Origin of the sequence: Sporosarcina sp. NCCP-2716, assembly GCF_023707985.1 — a bacterium.
Classification (GTDB): domain Bacteria; phylum Bacillota; class Bacilli; order Bacillales_A; family Planococcaceae; genus Sporosarcina.
The window spans coordinates 83,927-104,163 of sequence record NZ_BRCF01000006.1 but is presented as its reverse complement, the minus strand read 5'-3'; the positions used below and the strand labels follow the sequence as shown (position 1 = coordinate 104,163).

Below are 20,237 nucleotides of genomic sequence, written 5' to 3'. Positions count from 1 at the left end.
CCTTATCGTGTCGTCAGCCGTTCGATCCGTTTTTCCTGTTCCGCCTGCAGCAGCCCCTGCACATAGATGCTCGGCGTATGGATGCAGGCAGGGTCGAGTTCTCCCGCTTCCACAATCTCCTCAGCTTCTCCGATCGTGACCTTTCCTGCTGCCGCCATCATCGGGTTGAAGTTCATGGCGGTCTTGTTGTAGATGAGATTGCCGAATGTATCCGCTTTCAGCGCGCGGACGAGTGAAAAGTCGGCCGTCAGCGATTCTTCGAGCACGTATTCCTTGCCGTTGAATTCACGGATCTCCTTGCCTTCCGCAATTTGCGTGCCGACGCCTGCCGGTGTGAAGAACGCAGGGATCCCCGCGCCGCCAGCCCGGATTTTCTCAGCCAGTGTCCCTTGCGGTGTCAATTCGACTTCCAGTTCCCCGGACAGTGCCTGGCGTTCGAATTCCTTATTTTCACCTACGTAGGATGCGATCATCTTCTTGATCTGCTTTTCTTTCAGCAGCAGGCCGAGGCCCCACTCGTCGATTCCGCAGTTGTTCGAAATGATTGTCAGATCTTTGACGCCTTTTTCCACGAGCGCGAGTATCAGCTGTTCCGGAATCCCGACGAGGCCGAAACCGCCGACCATGAGCGTCATGCCATCTTCGATCGGCGCCACGGCTTCCCGTGCGGATGAATAGATTGTTTTCATCGGACTAACCTCCAATATGTTGCCATAATGACGTTCTCTCTCAATCTTAATTTAATCAGACTGTTTCGTATTTTGCAATGAAACGAAAAGAAAACCGAAAAGCTTAATAGCTTTTCGGTTTGTAGTCCGTGCGTTTGAGCCGGATATCGTAGAACAGCGTCGGGAAGACGGACAGGCTCATGAGCCCCGTCAGCACCCACAGGGCAATCTGGACGCCGTAGATGTCGGCGAGGATGCCGCCCGCCATCGGTCCGATCATCTTGCCGATCGTTCCGGCCGAGTTGACGATCCCCTGGTAGAACCCTTCCTTCCCGCGCGGTGCCAGCTGGTCGGCGAGCGCCGGGAATGCCGGCCAGGCGATCATCTCCCCGAACGTCAGGATGACCATCGCAATGACGAATACGTTGAAGACATTGGCGAAACTGACGACGATGAAGGATATGAGCATGATGCCGAGACCTAAGAGGATCTGCAACTTCACTTGGTTTTCGATCCGCTTGATGAGCGGCTTGATGAGCGGCTGACCGAGGACGATGAGCAGTCCGTTGATCGTCCAGATCAGGCTATACTGTTTCAATGTGACACCGACGGATGTTGCATGTGTTGAGATTGTCGTCGACCACTGTGAATAGACGAGCTGTGTCAGGAGGTACCCGATCAGGACGACGAGCAGGGCGATGAACGGCACTTTTTTCTTAATGCCGGTATTTTCCTTCAGTATCGTCGTATGGACTTCCGGTGCGATGCTCATCTGCTTATAGAAGAAGAAGGCGATGAAGAAGAACAGGACGTAAAACGCCAGGTTGGCGGCGAAGATGTAGTTGATGTTGACTGCTGCCACGAATCCGGCAAGCGCCGGCCCGATCGCTACCCCGACGTTTTGCGAAAGATAGATCGAATTGAACGACCGCCGTCCGCCTTCAGGCCAGACCGTGCCGACCATCGCATAGAAACTCGGAAAAATGATACCGCCGCTGAAACCGAGCACCGTCAGAAAAACGACATACGGCCCCCATGAGTGGTTGATGACGAGGACAATCAGCGCGCCGACCGAGATGAGGATCCCCATCATCATCGACTTGTAACCGCCGATTTTGTCAAAGAAAAAACCGCCAAGTAAATTACCGACAACGCCTGCTCCCGCATTCGCCATCAGCACTAAACCCGCAACGGATAAGGACTTCCCTAAATAATCATGCATATAAATTGTATTTAACGGCCACAAAAATGAGTTGCCGATAACGTTCACGAACATTCCGATGATCAGTAGCCAGACTTTTTTAGGCAATGGTTCCTGCCTCCCCTCCAAGAAGTACAGTATATGATTCTATGCCTTTTTTCCCTAATTGACAAGGAGAAAACGATTATTTGGTGACAATCGGATTGTTCCTCCGATAAAGATGGTACACTGTCTTTTTAAGGAGTGGTTTCAATGGAAAACAACAACTATCCGTTCCCATCTGACGGGACACGCTATCATACTTGGTCACGCCATCTGAAAGACCGGTTCGGTTTCAAAGTATTCAAGGTCGCGCTTGACGCGGGCTTCGACTGTCCGAACCGTGACGGTACCGTCGCTTTCGGCGGCTGTACGTTCTGCAGTGCTGCCGGCTCGGGTGATTTCGCAGGCGACCGGGTCGACCCGATCGATGTGCAATTTGCCGAGATCAGGGACCGGATGCATAAGAAATGGAAAAGCGGCAAGTACATGGCGTACTTCCAGGCGTATACGAACACGCACGCACCGCTTGAGAAACTGAAGGAGAAATTTGAAGCGGCACTCGCCCAGGAAGGCGTCGTCGCCCTGTCGATCGCGACACGACCGGACTGTCTGCCGGATGACGTCGTCGAGTATCTGGCGGAGCTGAACGAACGGACATACTTATGGGTGGAACTCGGGCTGCAGACGGTCCATGAAAAAACGGCGAAGCTCGTCAACCGGGCACACGATTTCGCGCTCTATAAGGAAGGCGTCCAGAAGCTGCGCAATCATGGGATCCGTGTCTGCACGCATATCATCAACGGCCTGCCGGGCGAAGACCTCGATATGATGAAGGAAACCGCACGTGAAGTCGCAAAACTCGACGTCCAGGGCATTAAGATCCACCTGCTCCATCTTCTGAAAGGGACGCCGATGGTGAAGCAGTATGAAAAAGGGCTGCTTGAATTCCTGGATCAGGAAACGTACGTCAATCTCGTCGTAGACCAGCTCGAAATGCTGCCGCCTGACATGATCGTCCACCGCATCACTGGCGACGGACCGATCGATCTGCTCATCGGACCGATGTGGAGCGTGACGAAATGGGATGTGCTGAACGATATTTCACGCGAACTGGAACGGCGGGACAGCTGGCAGGGTAAAACATATGAGAAAGCGGCAGCCTTGCAGTGAAAACACCGAAGTTCCAGCTGCAGCGCATCCTTCCGTTTGCAAAACAAGTGCTGAGCAGCCTTCTTGAAGAAGGTGACACGGCAGTCGATGCGACGATGGGGAACGGTCACGATACGGAATTTCTCGCGAAGGCAGTCGGCAGGACCGGCCTAGTCTATGCGTTCGACATCCAGCAAGCTGCACTCGAGGCGACGCGGAACCGTCTCGGTCCCCTCGTCAGCCGGACCGAACTGATCCTCGGCAGCCATGCAAATATGGCGGAACGTGTGCCTGCGGGTGTCACGGCCGTCATGTTCAATCTCGGCTTCCTGCCTAGTGCGGAGGAAGCTTTCGTCATCACGACCGGGGAGACGACGATACCGGCGATCCGCGCAGCGCTTAGTTTGCTGAAGCCGGGCGGCATCATTTCAATCGCCGTCTATGACGGTCATCCCGGAGGGGCAGCCGAACGGGATGCGGTCCTCGGGTTTGTGCAGCAATTGGACGCAAAGGACTATCAAGTCATCCGCTACGGAACGATGAACAGCCTCAGTTCCCCGCCTTTTCTGCTCCTGATTGAAAAATCCTCCTGGTGAGCAGCAAGTTCAGGCTGCAAAAAAGAATCGGACCCGGCACTCAAGCCGGATCCGATCCTTTTTTCAATTCAGCCTGCTGATCACGTCCGCCTTCGTCAGATCCTCCCGGCCGATCCATGACAGGAGGCGCGATGCCGTTTCTTCCGGGCTGCTCAGCTGTCCGGTCTCCTTGTATTCGATGAACTTCCCGAGCGCCGGGAACCCGTCTTCCCCGCTCGACCGGATCGTCTCCTGCATCCCTGTGTCGATGATCCCAGGTGCTATCGATACGATGCCGACCGGTAATTCCTCACGCTGCTGTTCCAGTCGGACAACTTCCGAAAATCGGTCGAGCGCTGCTTTCGTCGCACAATAGACTCCCCAGCCTTCCAGTGCATTCCTGCCGGCGCCGGATGAAATATTGACGATCTGCTTCTTTACGTCCATTCCCGCAAGGCACTCGATGAATTGATTGGCCAGTTCCAGCGGTGCCGTCAAGTTGAGTTCGACTGCGAGCCGGGTTTCCTCAGCAGACAGCATCCCTGTCTTGCCGACGGGTTCCACGGTCCCTGCATTGTTGATAAGCGTGAACGTGCTTCCCTTGTCCTTGAATGGTGCGAGCAGCCGGGCAATCACTCCCTTCCGGCTGTCGCGGTCAGTCAGATCCAGCTCCTCGAACAATTCCCGGTTGTCCGGGTTGCTGCGTGCAATGCCGATCGCCGTCTTCCCCTGCTTCTCTAGTGCTTGCAGACAGGCAGCGCCGATCCCTTTCGATGCGCCGCTAATGATGTAGACTTCCATACAATCCCTCCCCATAATGATTACTAGTGTACCGTTTCGGGTAAAAAAAGACCAACCGCAATTTAAGTTCGCGGCTGGTCTTTTCGATTTGTACTGATCAGTCTAACACTTTTACACGTACACTTTTGCGTCCCCATTGGATCGCCTGGCCGTGTGAAGCCATGAATACGTCAATCCGGTTCCCTTTGATCGCTCCGCCGATATCTCCGGCAACGGCATAGCCGTATCCTTCAACGTGTACTTTCGAGCCGAGAGGAATCACATTCGGGTCAACCGCGATCACTTTAAGTGATGGGTTCTTCTTCAAGTTGAGGCCTGTTTTCGTAATACCCGAGCATCCTTTGCAAGACGCGGTGTAAGCCGATGCATTTGCAATGAATTCCTTCGTGACAGTTTCGTTATCCGAACGGGATGGCGTCTTCGCAGGTTTCTTCGCTGCCGCTGCAGTCGTTCCTCCGTTCACTAACTTCAAGTTCTGGTTCGGGTAGATGACGGACGATTTAAGTCCATTCCATTTCATAAGGTTGTTGACTGATACGTTGTAAGTGCGTGAGATCTTATATAGAGTATCTCCTTTTTTCACTTTGTACGCCGACGTCGCCGCCGAACTCTCATGTGAACCGCTGACCATTAGTGCCGTAGCTAAGATGAATGTAACAATTAGTTTCTTCAAAAGCTCCGCTCCCTTTTTTAAGTCTGGATATAGAATAACAGCCCAATATTACAAAGATGTTACACGTAACCTCCATTCCCGTTACAAAATAAAATGGAATATTACAGCGTTCAGAAAGATTCCGCAGAACTGGTTCAAACTGGCGAAAAAGTACGGTATACTAAGAAAAGAAAGTCAAATCAGGACGGTGAATGTTATGCCTATACCTCAAAACCATCAAAAACCCGCCAGACAGACTGCAAAAGAAAGCGCATTCAATCAGCTGCAGCAATGGATCATCGACGGAACCCTTAAGCCGGGTGAACGGCTGGCAGACAGTGAACTTGCACAGGCGCTCGGTGTCAGCCGGACGCCGATCCGCGAGTCGCTGCAGCTTCTCGAAGTCCAGGGGTTCGTCAAAATGTATCCGGGGAAAGCGACACAAGTTACGGAAGTGGAAAAGGATTCGATCAACGAGCTCCTTCCTCCCCTGGCCGCCCTGCAGGCACTTGCTGCCGAGCTCGCCGCTCCCCGGATTTCCAAAGAGTTGATCGGTGAGCTGAAACAGCTGAATGATGACTTTGCCGACGCTGTCAGAAAGAAAGACTATTTCACAGCGCTGAAGATCGACGAAGACTTCCACCAGCTCATCGTTGATGCGGCAGCCAACTCCTATATTTCGTCGATCACTGAATCGCTGCAGGCACATGTCCGCCGGCTGTTCTTCCATAACTCGATCATCCTGACCGAAAAGTCGATCGAAGAGCATGAAGAGATCATCTCCATGCTTAAGGAAGACCGTGCCGATCAGGCATCCGCCGCCATGCGCGGCAACTGGCTCCGGGCCATCCACGAATTCCAATCGCTTAAACAATGAACATACAGCCTTCCGGCATACGGAAGGCTGTTTTCTATTTAGCTTCCCGCTTTTATCCAGCAGTCTCTTGTTCCTCCGCAGCTTATCCGCTATACTATAGTTACATATATTCAACTATTTGAATATGTTGAAGTGAAGAGGAAGAAGGGATGATATGCAGACTATGCAGCAGTTCAAGGCGGATTTCTTTAAAGCGCTCGCCCATCCGCTGCGCATACGGATACTGGAACTTCTGGCGGATGGCGAAAAAAGCGTGACGGAGCTGCAGCAACTCGTCAATAGCGAAGGGTCAGCGGTATCCCAGCAGCTGAGCATTCTTCGTGCCAAAAATATCGTCATCGGCACAAAAAAGGGAAAGAGCGTCATCTATTCTTTGCGCGACCCTTCGATCTCCCGTCTGTTGGAAGCAGCACGTGATTTGTTCAACAACCATCTGATCGATACACTTTCCATGCTTGAAGAAATGGAAGAACAAGATTCCTTCAAATCGTGAGCATGGAGTACTGCCAAGCAACGTCAATGGAAATATAAAAAAAGAAGGGGTAGCATGCACCGTTTTCTGACTGGCAGATTTTCGAATTACAGCGCAGCGAAATTTCAAAAAGACCTGCTTTCCGGCATCATCGTCGGCGTCATCGCCATTCCCCTTGCCATAGCCTTTGCCATCGCTTCCGGTGTCAAGCCGGAATACGGTATTTACACTGCCTGTATCGCCGGGATCCTGATCTCCCTGTTCGGCGGGTCGAAATTCCAGATCGGCGGGCCGACAGGTGCGTTTGTGCCGATCCTTTTTGGCATCGTCCTTACGTACGGTTATACTGACCTGCTTCTCGCAGGGTTCCTCGCAGGCATCCTGCTGCTGGTGATGGGGATTTTGAAACTCGGCTCTTTCATCACCTTCATCCCACGGCCGGTGACAGTCGGTTTCACAGCCGGAATCGCTGTCATCATCTTCACAGGGCAGATCGAGAATTTCTTCGGTCTGACGGGCCTTGAGAAACATGAAGAATTCCTAAGCAATATGAAAGAGATTGCAGTCCACTTCCATACAGTGAACTTCTGGAGTGTCTTCACTGCCCTCATCTGCCTGACAATCCTGCTCCTGACACCGAAGCTGTTTCCGAAAGTTCCCGGCTCCCTCGTCGGTCTGGCGGCAGCGACGATGATCGCATCGATTTTCCTCGCAGGACAGGTCGAGACGATCGGATCGGCATTCGGGGCCATCCCGAGCGGCCTCCCCGAGTTCCATCTGCTCGACATTTCGTGGGAACGGGTGGAGCGGCTGCTCGTCCCGGCGTTCGTCATTGCCGCGCTCGGCGGGATCGAGTCGCTGCTGTCAGCAGTCGTGGCGGACGGCATGACAAATACGAAGCATGACAGCAACCGTGAACTGATCGGTCAGGGAATCGCCAATATGGTGACTCCGCTGTTCGGTGGGATCCCGGCTACGGGGGCCATCGCCCGGACAGCCACGAACATCAAATCGGGCGCCGTCTCACCGGTTTCAGGAATCGTGCACGGCGTGTTCGTCCTGCTGACCGTCGTCGTCCTTGCCCCTTACGCGTCGATGATCCCCCTGGCAAGCATGGCGCCGGTCCTCATGCTCGTCGCCTGGAATATGAGCGAACGGCGGCAGTTCGCCGCAATCCTGAAGATGCGGAACGGGGATTCCCTCGTGCTTGCAGCGACCTTTCTGCTCACAGTCTTCACGAGCATCACTACTGCGGTTCTGGTCGGACTGGTCCTTGCCGTTTTCCTGTTCGCCAAGCGGATGAGCGGGCTGCTTGTCGTCTCGAAAGTGCTGCCCGACCATACGAAGGACGGCCGGACGGTACAGCCTGACATCATCAGTACCACGCACGACTGTCCGCAGATCAGTATGTATACGATCGAAGGCCCGCTGTTCTTCGGGGCGGCCCACCTATTCGAGGAACGGATCATGGACTCCCTTCATCTGGAGTCGCGTGTGCTCATTCTGAGGATGGGGCAAGTGCCGTTCATCGATTCGACAGGCGAAGCGAATCTGCGCTCGATCGTGTCCCACTTCCAGAAACGCGGCGGCCTGATCCTCGTGTCCGGCATCCAGCCTGACGCCGAGCGGACACTCCGCACGTCCGGTCAGTACGAACAGATCGGCAGCGCACATTTCTTCGCTCATACCGGCGAAGCGATCACTTACGCTCTCCAGCACATCAGCCATCCCGCCTGCATCGGCTGCCGGCACTTCGCCTTCAAGGAATGCAGCGAACTGTCATCGGCCGGCCGTCTTCCGTAACGAAAACTGAACATAACAACAGCCTCCCTTCCTGACTCAGGAATGGGAGGCTGTTCTCTATCATCTGGTTGTATCCGTCTTCGCTTGTTTCATGGAAGCGGATGTGAGTCCGGCAGCTTTCGCGATCAGCGTGAAGACAGCGATCACGAGCAGTACAGGCAGCAGCCAGCCGAGTCCATCCTCATACAGCGGCAGGACATTACTATAGAAATCCGCGACAGGACCGACGAGTTTCTCCAAATACCCACCCGGCAGCGCGTCAGCCAGCGCAGAGAGTCCATCGACCGTGCTGATGAGCATCGCGGCTGCAGTGGCAGCCACATAGACGATCCGCGCATGGCCGAACAGCGGTGACAGGAATGTCAGCAGCATCAGCGTGATGGCGAGCGGATACAGGAACATGAGGACCGGTACAGAATAGGAGATGATATTCGTCAGGCCGATATTGGAAACGATGAAACAGAACCCGGTGAACACGACGACGATGGTCTTATAGGACACCTTCGGAATCAGCATATGGAAATATTCTCCGCAGGCGGTCATCAGTCCGATACTTGTCGTCAGGCACGCCAGCAGGATCACCACCGCCAGGAGGATCAGGCCTGCATCGCCGAAATAATGCACGGCAACTGCTGTCAGGACAGCCCCGCCGGTATCCATGACGCCAAGCTTCGCAACGCTGCTGGCTCCGAGATACGCAATTCCTACGTACAGGATGCCGAGGAAAGCGGCCGCGACGAAACCTGTCTTGAATGTCGCACCGACGATCCCCTTCTTCGATTCCACACCCATGGAACGGACGATTGTAATGACGATGATGCCGAACACGAGAGATGCGAGGGTGTCCATCGTATTATAGCCTTCAGTGAAGCCTGTACCGAAAGCTCCCGCCATATAGGAAGCGGCCGGTGATTGGAAACTGCCCATCGGCTTAATGAGTGCAGCCGCCAGCAGCCCGAGAAGCAGGACAATGATTGCAGGTGACAGGATTTTCCCGACGCGGTCTGCGATCTTCTGCGGGTTCAAGGAAAGCCAGACGGTGATCCCGAAAAAGACTGCCGTGAAAATCAGACGTGGCACGAACGGATCCGTACCTCCGAGGAACGGGACGACCCCGATGTCGAAGGCGACCGCCCCTGTACGGGGAGCGGCGAAAAACGGTCCGATCGTCAAGTAGAGTGCTGACGTGAACAGGACTGCATAGACCGGGTGGATGCGGCTGGCCAGTTCCTGCAGATTGGCACTTCCTGAAAAACCGATGGCAAGGATGCCGAGGAACGGCAGGCCGACGCCTGTGATCAGGAAGCCGATCACCGCCGGCCAGAAGTTGGTTCCGGCAGCCTGTCCGAGCTGTGCAGGGAAAATCAGGTTCCCCGCCCCGAAAAAGAGGGCGAATAACATTGTTCCAATGACGATAAGTGATGACAGCGGCAATTTCCGATCCATGATGAGGCCCCTCCTAAGATGACTGACTAAGATATACGATATATCAGTGAATTACATCATAAACCGCGGCCTGCAAAAAAACAAGCCGCGGTCTGAAATTATTTATCATTGTATAACGATTTCCGTGTAACTGTCCCCTTCTTTCGTCTTCTCGACACGCAGAATAGCCGGAAATGCCTCTTTCAATTCAGCTACATGGGAAATCACACCGATCATCCTGCCGTCACGCTGGAGGCCGATGAGTGTATCGACGGCTTTCTGCAGCGACTCCTCATCCAGGGAACCGAACCCTTCGTCGATGAACATCGTCTCGATGGAGATCGAGCCTTGGAAACTTTGGATGACGTCCGCCATGCCGAGCGCGAGACTCAGAGAAGCATTGAACTTTTCCCCGCCCGACAGCGTCTTGACGTCCCGGTTCTGCCCTGTGTATTCGTCATAGACGTCGATGCCAAGCCCACTCTGGCGGCCTCTGCTTTCCTGGCGGTCGCTCCGCTGAAGCTGGAACTGCCCATTCGACAGACCGGTCAGCCGGCCATTTGCCGCCTGCAGGATGCGTTCCAAGTATTCCGTCTGCAAATACCGTTCGAATGACAGCTTCCGCTCATTATTCCCGCGCACCAGATCATACAGTTCGGCGACCTTGCCGTGACGGTGGTCCAGCCCTCCCTGTTCTTCCAACAGTGCCAGCAGTCTGTCGGCACCTTCAGATGCGGTCCGTTCCAGACGATGCGCCTCCCGTGAGTTTTCATAAGCGTGTTCGTAACGCTGTTTATGGAGCCGGACCTGTTCCTCCAGCTGTTCCGTGTCTGCGCGCTGTTTCCCGGCCAGTCTGTCTTCCAGTTCGGCGATCGAACGGCCCGCTGTCCGGCAGGCTATTTCATAGTCCTGGATGGAAGCTGCGAGTTTCGCCCGCTCTTCTTCCGAACGTTTGCTTCCCATATAATCCGCTTCATCGGTGAAGACCGAGGTACTGAGCGATTCCGCGAATCTCTGCGCAGCCTGCTGTTTTCCGGCCAGCGCTTCTTCGGATGCCTGCTGCGTAAACTCGCGGGCGGCTTTTGACCTCAACAGTTTTTCGGCAGTCGACTGCCGTTCTGCCTGCGCCTTCTCCGAGGCCTGCATGAGCTTGCCTTTCAGTTTTTCCGCAATCCGGATCTCCTTCTTAAGCACATCGAGACTCCGAAAACAGCCCGGCACGTCCCGCACTGTCGCTTCCAGGACGGATTTAGCTTCTTTCAGTTCCGCCGTAAGGGCTGCTGTACGTTTTTCCGTTTCAGCCAAAGTCCCCTGCAGCGCTGTCAGTGCTTCCTGTTCCTGACCGAACTGCTCTTTCATCCGTTTCAGCCGGATGCGGGACTCTTTCATCTGATCCAGCCGGGCTGCAAGTACTGCGACCTGCTGTCCGGAAACAGCGGCCGTGCTGTCATCCGGTCCGCTGCCGAGCTGCTGTTCGAGATCCGCCATTTCCGAGCGGACGTGCTGCAGTCTGAGATCGGCCGACTGGAACTGTTCTGCAGCTTTTGCGGTCTCCTGCCGCAGACGTTCCAGCTGTTCCCGCGTCACATCGCCTTCCGCGTCAGCCGTACGGACAGCAGGATGATGGAGGCTTCCGCAGACCGGGCACGGCGCCCCGTCTTCAAGCGCAGCTGCGACGAGTGCTGCCTGATCGGACAGCCAGATCGATTCCGCATGCTGCAGGTGCTCTTTTTTGACATGCAGCTGTTCTTCGGCTGCCGTGCGTTCATCCGTCAGGGCTCCCTCTTTCTTTGCAAGTTTCAAGTATTGGGTGATGAGCCGGTTTTTTTCACGCGCTTCACCGAGCGTCTCGAGCAGTTCCTCGTATCCTTCCGCCGACTCTTCCAGTTCTTTCAGATGATCCTGCAGCGTGCTGATCTTTTCCGCAGCGGTCAGCAGCTGAGCCTGCAGCTGCTCCGTCTGCTCCTGGCCGTCTGCGGCTTGAGCGCTCAGCCGGCTGATCCGCTGTTCGCCCTCTTCGATTTCGGTCACGCGGGGGACGTACGATTGCAGTGTGAGAATGCGGTTCGCGGCTTCCTCCCTTTCCGGATTCTTCAGCTGCTCCTGCTGCCATCGTTCATCCGCTGCCGCAGCCTCTATTTTTGCAGCGGCCAGTTTCCGCTCCGCCTGCCGATATTCCTCCTGCCTCCTGTCCGCATCACGTGCGGTTTCAGCAGCCCGCTGTTCCAAGCTGTCCAGTAAGACAGCCTGCTCGGCTTTTTGCAGTTGGAGACGGCCCTTCTCCATGTCATCCTCTTTGGTAAGCAGCTGTCTTAGCGTTTCCTTCCGTGCTGTAAGATCGTCGAACTGGCGATTCAGCCCTGCCGCCTCGGCGAAGGCCTGCTGTGCTTTCCCGTGGGCTGCGTATTCGGTTTTATAGATGCTGTCGTATCGCTGAGCCTCTGATCCGTAATGGGCGGCCTCTTCCTTCAGCGATTCGGCGAGACGTCCGTAATGGATCGATTCCCCATTGAGTTCAGCAGACAAAGCCGATTCCCGCTCCGGGAGACTGCCGGCCAGCTGAGCTGTCAGCTGCTCCGCTGCAAAGCGTGCCGCACTCAGCTCGCTGAACAGAGCATCTTTCTTCCGTTTCAGGCTGTCCGTCAGTTCACGGTAATGTTCGGTCTTGAAGATTTTCCGGAGGATGGTCTCTTTGTTCTCCGTATCGGACGTCAGGAATTTGCGGAACTCCCCTTGCGGCAGCATGACGATCTGGCTGAACTGGGCCAGTGTGAACCCGATGAGCTCCTCGATCTTCCGGTTCACTTCCGTGACGATCTGCCGGTCCACCGCAGGTACTTCGCCTGCAGGAGTCACTTCGAAGAACTCGACCCGGCCGCCCGTTTCACTTTTGTTCCCCTTTTTCGTGTAGGGCACCTGCCGGAAAACCCGGAACAGCCGACCCTGTATCGCAAATTCCAGTTCCACGGCCGTCTGGAGATCGTTCCTTGCAAAGTCACTGCGGAGCGCGCGGATATCCGTCCGGTCTTCGCCGCTCGCCTGTCCGTAGAGTGCAAAGCAGATTGCGTCGAAGATGGTCGTCTTCCCGGCACCGGTCGCACCGGAAACGGCAAATAATCCATGGTCCTTCAGTTTGGCGAAGTCGATCGTCTCGGTTTCCCGATACGGACCGAACGCCGTCATCGTCAGTTCCGTCGGTCTCATCGGCTTCCCTCCTTTCCAATCAGCAGCTCCTGCAGCGCTTCATCCATGATCGATTCCGTCTCCTTGTCGGGTTCATTCCCTGTCATCTCTTCGTAAAATGCCCGGAACAGCGCCCGGTCATCGAGCTGCTCGAGATCGGGGACGCGGTTATCACCGCTGCCGGCAGGTCCCCTGCTGACAACCCGCTCGACATGCATGGCATTCGGGAACACGGACCGGACTTTTTCCATCGGAGACAGAACGGGCGTCTGATCGAGCAGCCTGACGAATACGTAATCGTCGCTTCGCTCCATCTTCAGCAGATCCTCCATCAATGCTTCGACCGTCCGGATATCACGTTTCTGCTGCAGCGGCCGTTTATCGACCGTGACAGACCCTTCCGCATCGAGCTCCACGACGAGGAATCCTTTCTTATGGCTCTCTTCCGAAATGGAGTATTTCATCGGGGATCCCGCATACCGGATCGTTTCGGTACCTATGGGATGGGCCTGATGCAAGTGGCCGAGAGCCGTGTAACTGAAGCGGCCGAACAATTCAGCCGCCACGTATTCCGTTCCGCCGATCGACAGCGGCCGCTCGGAGTCACTCGTATTTTCTTCAGGGTCGCCGTGCGGGGTCACGAAAGCATGGGCGACGGCGATGTGACGTGCTGATGCGTCCCAGAAGCCGATTTTGCGGATCACCGCTTCCATCGCCTGTTGATGGCTGGCAACCGCTTCGTCTTGCAGCGCGTTCCGGACAATCGAAGGATCGGCGAACGGGATCAGATGGAATACGACCGGCCCATGTTCATCCATCAATTCCACTTCGGTGCAGCTGCCGTCTCCGCCGAGTCTTCCAGCAATATGCAGACCTGTCGACTGCATGAGCCGGCTGCCGAACTGCAGCCTTGCCGGACTATCGTGGTTCCCTGATATCGCAAGTACCGGGGTACTGCAGTCTACGGTAAGTGTCCAGAGCACCTCATCGAGCAGGCTCACCGCGTCAGCCGGCGGCACGGAGCGGTCATACAGATCACCGGCGATGATGACGGCATCCGGCTTCTCGGTCCGTACCGCTGCGATAAACTGCTCGAGCACGAATCGCTGCTCATCGATCAGTGAAACGCCCTGCAGCACTTTTCCGAGATGCCAATCCGCTGTATGGAAAATCTTCATATGTATACGTCCTCTTTTCTTAGTCAGTCTCCTTCCAGTTTACAGGATTCCACCTTTCCCCTCCAATATGAATACACTGTCTCCGTTTTCCAGCTTGATAATCTTCGAAAAACTCTAGTTTTTCGCTTTACACGGACGCCGGAGTATCTTATACTAATAAAAAAGTTGCATGAAGGAAACTTAAAGTTGCACGAAGGAAAGTTTATAGCAGTCTGCTGGAACGATTTACGCGCAGCATGCATACAGTGAAAGAAAATCGAATACCCCGTTCTCCAGCTTTTCAGCGGATGACGTTCTGCGTAAAAAGTTGTACACGGGAAACTTAATTGACAAATCCAGGAGGGATTATAATGACCGAACCGATAACTGCAAACCATATTTCCGTGTCCTATTCCGGGAAGCAAGTCGTCACGGACGTGTCGTTTGCATTCAAGCCGGGAAGCCTCATCGGCATACTCGGTCCGAACGGCGCCGGCAAATCGACACTCATGAAAGCGATGCTCGGCCTCATCAGGAAAGACTGCGGCACCGTCCAGATCGGCAATGACCCGATAAGCCGCTTCCGCAAAACGATCGCCTACGTACCGCAGCGGTCCAATATCGACTGGAACTTCCCGATCATCGTGAAAGACACCGTCCTTCTCGGCACGTACCCGAAACTCGGGCTCTTCCGCCGTCCAAGCGGGAAGGATAAGGAGCTGGCACTCGACTGCCTGAAGCAGGTCGGCATGGAAGAGTTCGCCGACCGCCAAATCGGCGAGCTGTCGGGCGGCCAGCAGCAGCGCGTCTTCCTGGCGCGGGCACTCGCCCAGAAAGCCGACTACTTCTTTTTGGATGAACCGTTCGTCGGTATCGACGTCTCAAGCGAAGAAGTGATCATCAGCATCCTGCGGCAGCTGAAGCAGGAAGGCAAGACGGTCTTCGTCGTCCATCATGACCTGTCCAAAGTGAAAAGCTACTTCGATGATCTGATCCTCATGAACAAGGAACTGATCGACGCTGGGCCTGTCGAACAAGTCTTCCAGGAAAAGAACATGGCACGTGCCTACAATCGGCCGATGGCGATATTCGGTGACCCGGGGGTGCAGCTGTAATGGAATTCCTGAGTGACCTGATGAATTATGCGTTCCTCCAAAAAGCTTTCGTCACTTCCGTCATGGTCGGCATCATCTGCGGGGTGATCGGCAGCTTCATCGTCCTTAGAGGGATGGCGCTGATGGGTGACGCGATCTCACATGCGGTGCTTCCGGGCGTCGCCATCTCCTACATGCTGAGCATCAATTACTTCTACGGCGCGGTGCTGACCGGTGTCCTGACTGCATTCGGAATCGGGGCGATCAGCCAGAACAGCCGCATCAAGAGCGACTCCGCGATCGGCATCGTATTTTCGGCCTTCTTCGCACTCGGGATCATCCTGATCACGAAAGCGAAGAGCGCAACGGACCTGACACAGATCCTGTTCGGCAATGTGCTGTCCGTCCGTGATTCGGACATGTGGATCACCCTCGTCATCGGCGCGGTCGTCATCGGGACGGTGGTCCTGTTCTTCAAGGAACTGCTCATTTCGAGCTTCGATGAAACGATGGCTGCAGCTTATGGGCTCAACACGCGGTTCATCCACTATGCGATCATGTTCCTGCTGACGCTCGTCACTGTGGCGTCCCTGCAGACCGTCGGCGTCATCCTCGTCGTCTCCATGCTCATCACACCTGCGTCGGCTGCCTACTTGCTGACGAACCGGCTGTCGACGATGGTCGTGCTCGCTTCCTTCTTCGGTGCATTTTCAGCAGTCGCCGGCCTGTACTTCAGTTTCCTGTACAACATGCCGTCCGGCCCGGTCATTGCGCTTGCGACAACGTCGATCTTCATCCTGGCGTTCCTGTTCGCCCCGAAGCAGGGTCTGATCACCAAGCAGCTCTCAGCACGTAAAAAGTCCGGAGTACCGACCCATTAAACGAGATAAAAGGAGAGAATTATTCAAATGAAGAAATTGGCAAAATGGCTCGGCCTTCCCCTGCTGGCCGTGTTCCTGCTCGCAGCATGCGGCACCGGCAAAGAATCGCCGGATAACAGCGGCAGCGGGGATAAACTGAAAGTCGTCACATCGTTCACCATCATCGCAGACATGGTCCGCCAGATCGGCGGCGACTACGTCGAGGTGCATAACCTCGTTCCTTCCGGGACGGACCCGCACGAATACGAACCGCTCCCGAATGACATCAAAGCTGCAACCGATGCGGATGTCCTGTTCTACAACGGACTCAACCTGGAAGGCGGGGACAAAGGCTGGTTCAAGAAACTGACCGACTCCGTCCACCAGAAAGACGGAAACATCTTCAACCTGACGGAACACGTCAAGCCGATGTACTTGGCTGGTGAAGACGGGCGCGACGAAGAGATGAATCCGCATGCTTTCATCGACCCCGGTGTCGGCATCAAGATGGCCGAGGATATCACGGCTGTCCTGAAAGAGAAGCATCCGACGGACAGCGACAAGATTGCAGCAAAAGGTGAGGAGTATATCAACCGCCTGAAGGAGCTCGACAAGGAATACGAAGAACGCATCCAGGACATTCCTGAAGAGAACCGCACGCTCGTGACAAGTGAGCGCGCATTCCAGTACATGGCGTCCCATTACGGGCTGAAGGAAGCGTTCATCTGGGAGATTGACACCGAAGAAAACGGCTCCCCGAAACAGATAAAAGACCTCGTCGGGTTCATCAAAGACCACGACGTCCCTGTCCTGTTCGTCGAGTCGAACGTCGATACACGCCCGATGGAGACCGTATCGAAAGAGACCGGTGTCCCAATCGCCGAAAAACCGATCTATTCCGATGAAATCGGAGATCCCGGCGCTGCCATCGATACGTATATCAAATACTTGAACTACAATATCGATCTTATCCATGAGGAGCTCAGCAAACAGCGCTGACCAAAAAAAAGAGAGAGAGGACCCGCCGATATTTGCGGAGCCTCTCTCTTTTTGCGGACGTATCGGGCGGCGGACGGCGGCATAGGATGGAACATCGCAGAAAGGATGATGTCTTGAAGAACACGCCGGTCCTCGTGACGACCCGCACACTGCCGAACCCCTCCCCTTCCGTGTCCATTGTCTATCCGGAAGTCCATCTGCCCCACCTGCCCGTCGTCCAGCACAGCCTCAACACACAGATCCGGAACGCACTGAATAAGCTGCTGCTCGATCAGAACTACTATGATCCGAACCTGGTCGAACTGGTCGTCTATTTCGAGGTGAAGACGAATGAACGTAATATGCTCAGCCTGACGCTCATCGCCTACTCTTTCACAGGCGGTGCACACGGCATGACAGTGGTCGTCCCGCTCACCTTCGACACGCAGACCGGAAAAAAGTACACACTTTACGATTTGCTTGGCAGCAAGGAATTCGAAAAGCCGATTTCAGATCTGATCCGCAAAAAGATCGAACAGTGGAATGTCGAACTGCTGGACCCGCCGTTCACGGAAATCAGGCGGGACCAGGACTTCTATCTCGCTGATACTTCCATCGTATTCTTCTTCCAGCTGTATGAGATCACTCCGTATGTCTGGGGCTTCCCGTATTTCCCGATCGCCCTGAAGGACCTGGAACCGCTCATCCCGGAAACGAGCCCTCTGCAGCGTTTTCTCCCGTTCCTGTGACCGGCCGCAGCTGACGGCGCCGTCATGCATCGGTTGCAGTACCGCTTTCCATCCTGATATCCTTGCATAAGAGAAGGAGAGGATGAGGAAGATGAAACGGACACTCGTCGTAAGTGATATCCACGGAGAACTTGAAATGCTCGATGCGCTGCTCGAAAAAGCGGCGTATGATCCGGCGGAAGACCGGCTCTATCTGCTTGGCGACTATATCGACCGGGGACCCGACTCGAAAGCGGTCGTCGACCGGGTGATGGAACTGGTCAGGGGCGGTGCTGTCGCCCTCCAGGGGAACCACGAAGATATGATGATCCGGTCCCTCATCGACGGCAACGAAAAGACATGGCGCAATTGGACAGGACGGAACGGAGGCGAGGCCACGCTGAAAAGCTATGGTTTCGAGCCGGAGTCCTTCCTGTTCGCGGAAGACGAGGACTTCGTGAAGCCTTACCTGCACTCGGATATCCTCACCCGCCACCTGGACTTTATCCGCAGTCTCCCTTACTACTCAGAAGCGGACGGTTTCCTTTTCGTCCATGCCGGCGTCAAGCCGGGCATACCTCCTGAAGAGACGGACCCGTATGACCTCGTCTGGATACGCGACGTCTTTCATACGGGCTATGCGGGTGAGGAGACGGTCGTATTCGGACATACACCGACGATGGGGCTGCATGGGGACAAGGACAATCATCATATCTACTTCGGTGCGAACCGGATCATCGGCATCGACGGCGGAGCGGTTTTCGGCGGACAGCTCAACTGCCTGGTCCTGCCGGAAAAGGAGGAACTGTCCGTAACCGCGGCCAGCAAAAAGTGTCCCGGCGCCTGATTGGCCGGGACACTTTTCTTATGGACAGCAGCTGCAGCCGTCCCGTTATTTCACGTTTTTATCACGTTTCCGTTTCTGGTGTTTCTTGTATTCCGCCTCGATCTTTTCAAACCGCCTGATATCGCGAGGCCGGACGGTGATCGGCTCTTTCTTCAGCACTTTCACTAGGGCGAACAGCATGATGATCAGGAACAGGCAGAACGGCAGCGCAGAGACGAGCGAAGCGGACTGCAGCGCTTCAAGACCGCCGGCATACAGCAGCACGGCCGCAATGGCGGACATGAGGATCCCCCAGATCATCTTGACGGCCATCGGCGGCAGCAGGCTGCCCCGGGTCGTCATGCTCGCGAGGATATACGTCGCGGAGTCCGCGGAAGTGATGAGGAACGTGAATATGAGGATGATCGCAAGGACCGTCATCAGGCCTGTGAACGGCATATGCTGGAACGTCTCAAACAGCGCCGCAGTGACGTCCTGGTCCACCGCCTCCCCGATCTTCGTCCCGTTCTTCAGATCACTGTAGAGGGCTGTCCCGCCGAGCGTCGCAATCCACATGCACGCAAACACGGGCGGGATCACCATCACGCCGATGATGAACTCACGGATCGTGCGCCCTTTCGATACGCGCGCAACGAATGCGCCGACGAACGGCGACCACGCGATCGTCCACGCCCAGTAGAAGATTGTCCACTTCTGGACCCATGTGCCTTCACCATATGGCTGCAGGCGAAGACTGTACTGGATGAAATTCGTAATGTAATCCCCGATTGCAAGCGTGAATGTGTCGAGGATGAACACCTTCGGACCGACGATGAAGAAGAAGACGAGCATCGCGATGGCCAGTGCCAGATTGAAGTTGCCCAAATAGCGGATCCCTTTGTTGAGTCCGGTCGAAGCGGACAGCAGATACGCCGCGCAGACGACTGCGATGATCGCAAACTGGACGAAGAACGTGTTTTTGACGTCGAACGCATACTCAAGCCCTCCGCTCATCTGCAGGACACCGAGACCGATCGATGTCGCAATCCCCATCACTGTCGCGATGACAGCGAATGAGTCGATGCCGCCTTTCAGATACCGGTTCGACCCGACGATCGGCTCGAGCGCCGTCGAGATGAGCCCGTCCTTCTTCTTACGGAACTGCAAGAATGCGATGACCAGACCGACGAGTCCGAAAATAGCCCATTGGGAAATGCCCCAATGGAAGAACGAATAGCCCATCGCCAGGCGCGCCGCCTCTTCACTGCTCGGCTGCACACCTGAAACCGGGGCGCTTATGTAATGGCTCATCGGCTCCGCTACACCGTAAAAGACGAGTCCGACCCCGAAACCGGCCGAGAACAGCATACCGATCCATGTGAAGAAGGGATAATCCGGACGCTCTTCGTCTCCCCCGAGACGGATCGCGCCGTACTTACTGATTGCAAGACCGATCAGGAAAACGATGAGTGCAAAGACGACCAGCAGATAGAACCAGCCGAAACTTCTGGTCGTGAACGCGTACATACGGTCCGCAACAGCGCCGAACCTAACTGGCATCACGGCGCCGAGCACGACCAATACACCAATGACTGCAGCTGAAATACCAAAAACTGGATTCTTCCAAAACTTTTTCTCCAACAACAACGACTCCCATTTTTAAATAGATACTTCTTTTTTACCCTTAATTCCTGCTAAGTAACCTGCTTTCTGATTGTTCTTCGATTGTGAGGTTTCCATGACTAA

The 20,237-nt window shown here is 55.0% G+C and carries 18 protein-coding genes; 10 read left to right on the top strand and 8 right to left on the bottom strand.

Translation table 11 applies throughout. From position 1 onward, the window contains the following. Window positions 1-2: 2 nt before the first annotated feature. Together NFU03_RS10180 and NFU03_RS10175 are read right to left on the bottom strand one after the other, a co-directional pair. On the bottom strand, window positions 3-689 hold the full coding sequence (locus NFU03_RS10180) for a CoA transferase subunit A (protein ID WP_251638390.1): 687 nt from the start codon (window positions 687-689) through the stop codon (window positions 3-5). A 103-nt stretch (window positions 690-792) separates the two neighbouring features. Next, entirely contained in the window at window positions 793-1,977 is a 1,185-nt protein-coding gene (locus NFU03_RS10175; RefSeq protein WP_251638389.1) for an MDR family MFS transporter, read from the bottom strand. Between the two features lie 144 nt (window positions 1,978-2,121). Between NFU03_RS10175 and mnmL the strand changes: the two genes are divergently transcribed. Then, window positions 2,122-3,081, top strand: coding sequence for a tRNA modification radical SAM protein MnmL/YtqA (gene mnmL / locus NFU03_RS10170; RefSeq protein WP_251638388.1), 960 nt, complete (start codon window positions 2,122-2,124; stop codon window positions 3,079-3,081). Then, window positions 3,078-3,656, top strand: a complete 579-nt coding sequence (gene mnmM / locus NFU03_RS10165; protein ID WP_251638386.1) for a tRNA 5-(aminomethyl)-2-thiouridylate-methyltransferase MnmM — start codon at window positions 3,078-3,080, stop codon at window positions 3,654-3,656. Before mnmL ends, mnmM begins: the two co-directional genes overlap by 4 nt. Window positions 3,657-3,719: 63 nt before the next feature. Here mnmM and NFU03_RS10160 read toward each other — a convergent pair whose 3' ends face one another. Continuing rightward, a complete protein-coding gene (locus NFU03_RS10160; RefSeq protein WP_251638384.1) occupies window positions 3,720-4,436 on the bottom strand; it encodes an SDR family NAD(P)-dependent oxidoreductase in 717 nt (238 codons plus the stop codon). Between the two features lie 97 nt (window positions 4,437-4,533). Further along, window positions 4,534-5,109 carry a 3D domain-containing protein gene (locus NFU03_RS10155; RefSeq protein ID WP_251638382.1) on the bottom strand — a complete coding sequence of 192 codons (576 nt, stop codon included), beginning with the start codon at window positions 5,107-5,109 and terminating at the stop codon, window positions 4,534-4,536. 196 nt (window positions 5,110-5,305) lie between these two features. Here NFU03_RS10155 and NFU03_RS10150 point away from each other — a divergent pair, with 196 nt between their 5' ends. From NFU03_RS10150 to NFU03_RS10140, 3 genes are all read left to right on the top strand, one after another. Beyond that, window positions 5,306-5,965: a GntR family transcriptional regulator gene (locus NFU03_RS10150; protein WP_251638380.1), complete on the top strand. Its 660-nt coding sequence runs from the start codon at window positions 5,306-5,308 to the stop codon at window positions 5,963-5,965. A 163-nt stretch (window positions 5,966-6,128) separates the two neighbouring features. Further along, window positions 6,129-6,458, top strand: coding sequence for an ArsR/SmtB family transcription factor (locus tag NFU03_RS10145; RefSeq protein ID WP_398290205.1), 330 nt, complete (start codon window positions 6,129-6,131; stop codon window positions 6,456-6,458). Window positions 6,459-6,512: 54 nt separating this feature from the next. Further along, window positions 6,513-8,240: a SulP family inorganic anion transporter gene (locus NFU03_RS10140; protein ID WP_251638377.1), complete on the top strand. Its 1,728-nt coding sequence runs from the start codon at window positions 6,513-6,515 to the stop codon at window positions 8,238-8,240. Between the two features lie 60 nt (window positions 8,241-8,300). Here NFU03_RS10140 and brnQ read toward each other — a convergent pair whose 3' ends face one another. The 3 genes from brnQ to NFU03_RS10125 form a co-directional block, all read right to left on the bottom strand. Beyond that, window positions 8,301-9,686 carry a branched-chain amino acid transport system II carrier protein gene (gene brnQ / locus NFU03_RS10135; protein WP_251638376.1) on the bottom strand — a complete coding sequence of 462 codons (1,386 nt, stop codon included), beginning with the start codon at window positions 9,684-9,686 and terminating at the stop codon, window positions 8,301-8,303. Window positions 9,687-9,791: 105 nt separating this feature from the next. Then, window positions 9,792-12,869: an AAA family ATPase gene (locus tag NFU03_RS10130; protein WP_251638375.1), complete on the bottom strand. Its 3,078-nt coding sequence runs from the start codon at window positions 12,867-12,869 to the stop codon at window positions 9,792-9,794. Next, on the bottom strand, window positions 12,866-14,026 hold the full coding sequence (locus NFU03_RS10125; RefSeq protein WP_251638374.1) for an exonuclease SbcCD subunit D: 1,161 nt from the start codon (window positions 14,024-14,026) through the stop codon (window positions 12,866-12,868). The genes NFU03_RS10130 and NFU03_RS10125 overlap by 4 nt, the downstream gene beginning before the upstream one ends. A 350-nt stretch (window positions 14,027-14,376) precedes the next feature. On the opposite strand from NFU03_RS10125, the gene NFU03_RS10120 reads away from it, so the two are divergent. From NFU03_RS10120 to NFU03_RS10100, 5 genes are all read left to right on the top strand, one after another. Further along, the gene (locus NFU03_RS10120) at window positions 14,377-15,120 is read left to right on the top strand and encodes a metal ABC transporter ATP-binding protein (protein ID WP_251638373.1); all 744 of its coding nucleotides are present in this window, start codon (window positions 14,377-14,379) and stop codon (window positions 15,118-15,120) included. After that, window positions 15,120-15,980, top strand: a complete 861-nt coding sequence (locus NFU03_RS10115) for a metal ABC transporter permease (RefSeq protein WP_251638372.1) — start codon at window positions 15,120-15,122, stop codon at window positions 15,978-15,980. Before NFU03_RS10120 ends, NFU03_RS10115 begins: the two co-directional genes overlap by 1 nt. 27 nt (window positions 15,981-16,007) lie before the next feature. Beyond that, window positions 16,008-16,958 (top strand): metal ABC transporter solute-binding protein, Zn/Mn family, encoded by a 951-nt coding sequence (locus NFU03_RS10110; protein WP_251638370.1) that lies wholly within the window; start codon window positions 16,008-16,010, stop codon window positions 16,956-16,958. 86 nt (window positions 16,959-17,044) lie between these two features. Then, a complete protein-coding gene (locus NFU03_RS10105; RefSeq protein WP_251638368.1) occupies window positions 17,045-17,686 on the top strand; it encodes a DUF3298 and DUF4163 domain-containing protein in 642 nt (213 codons plus the stop codon). 91 nt (window positions 17,687-17,777) lie between these two features. Continuing rightward, window positions 17,778-18,512, top strand: a complete 735-nt coding sequence (locus tag NFU03_RS10100) for a metallophosphoesterase family protein (RefSeq protein WP_251638532.1) — start codon at window positions 17,778-17,780, stop codon at window positions 18,510-18,512. A gap of 45 nt (window positions 18,513-18,557) precedes the next feature. Here NFU03_RS10100 and NFU03_RS10095 read toward each other — a convergent pair whose 3' ends face one another. Beyond that, window positions 18,558-20,132, bottom strand: coding sequence for a BCCT family transporter (locus NFU03_RS10095; protein WP_251638366.1), 1,575 nt, complete (start codon window positions 20,130-20,132; stop codon window positions 18,558-18,560). Window positions 20,133-20,237: the final 105 nt, after the last annotated feature.

What these genes read in the sequence shown, in the direction of transcription:
- NFU03_RS10180 (WP_251638390.1), bottom strand. Translation starts at nt 689, where the DNA reads ATGAAAACAATCTATTCATCCGCACGGGAAGCCGTGGCGCCGATCGAA.
- mnmL (WP_251638388.1), top strand. Translation starts at nt 2,122, where the DNA reads ATGGAAAACAACAACTATCCGTTCCCATCTGACGGGACACGCTATCAT.
- NFU03_RS10160 (WP_251638384.1), bottom strand. Translation starts at nt 4,436, where the DNA reads ATGGAAGTCTACATCATTAGCGGCGCATCGAAAGGGATCGGCGCTGCC.
- NFU03_RS10150 (WP_251638380.1), top strand. Translation starts at nt 5,306, where the DNA reads ATGCCTATACCTCAAAACCATCAAAAACCCGCCAGACAGACTGCAAAA.
- NFU03_RS10145 (WP_398290205.1), top strand. Translation starts at nt 6,129, where the DNA reads ATGCAGCAGTTCAAGGCGGATTTCTTTAAAGCGCTCGCCCATCCGCTG.
- NFU03_RS10140 (WP_251638377.1), top strand. Translation starts at nt 6,513, where the DNA reads ATGCACCGTTTTCTGACTGGCAGATTTTCGAATTACAGCGCAGCGAAA.
- brnQ (WP_251638376.1), bottom strand. Translation starts at nt 9,686, where the DNA reads ATGGATCGGAAATTGCCGCTGTCATCACTTATCGTCATTGGAACAATG.
- NFU03_RS10130 (WP_251638375.1), bottom strand. Translation starts at nt 12,869, where the DNA reads ATGAGACCGACGGAACTGACGATGACGGCGTTCGGTCCGTATCGGGAA.
- NFU03_RS10125 (WP_251638374.1), bottom strand. Translation starts at nt 14,026, where the DNA reads ATGAAGATTTTCCATACAGCGGATTGGCATCTCGGAAAAGTGCTGCAG.
- NFU03_RS10120 (WP_251638373.1), top strand. Translation starts at nt 14,377, where the DNA reads ATGACCGAACCGATAACTGCAAACCATATTTCCGTGTCCTATTCCGGG.
- NFU03_RS10115 (WP_251638372.1), top strand. Translation starts at nt 15,120, where the DNA reads ATGGAATTCCTGAGTGACCTGATGAATTATGCGTTCCTCCAAAAAGCT.
- NFU03_RS10110 (WP_251638370.1), top strand. Translation starts at nt 16,008, where the DNA reads ATGAAGAAATTGGCAAAATGGCTCGGCCTTCCCCTGCTGGCCGTGTTC.
- NFU03_RS10105 (WP_251638368.1), top strand. Translation starts at nt 17,045, where the DNA reads ATGGAACATCGCAGAAAGGATGATGTCTTGAAGAACACGCCGGTCCTC.
- NFU03_RS10100 (WP_251638532.1), top strand. Translation starts at nt 17,778, where the DNA reads ATGAAACGGACACTCGTCGTAAGTGATATCCACGGAGAACTTGAAATG.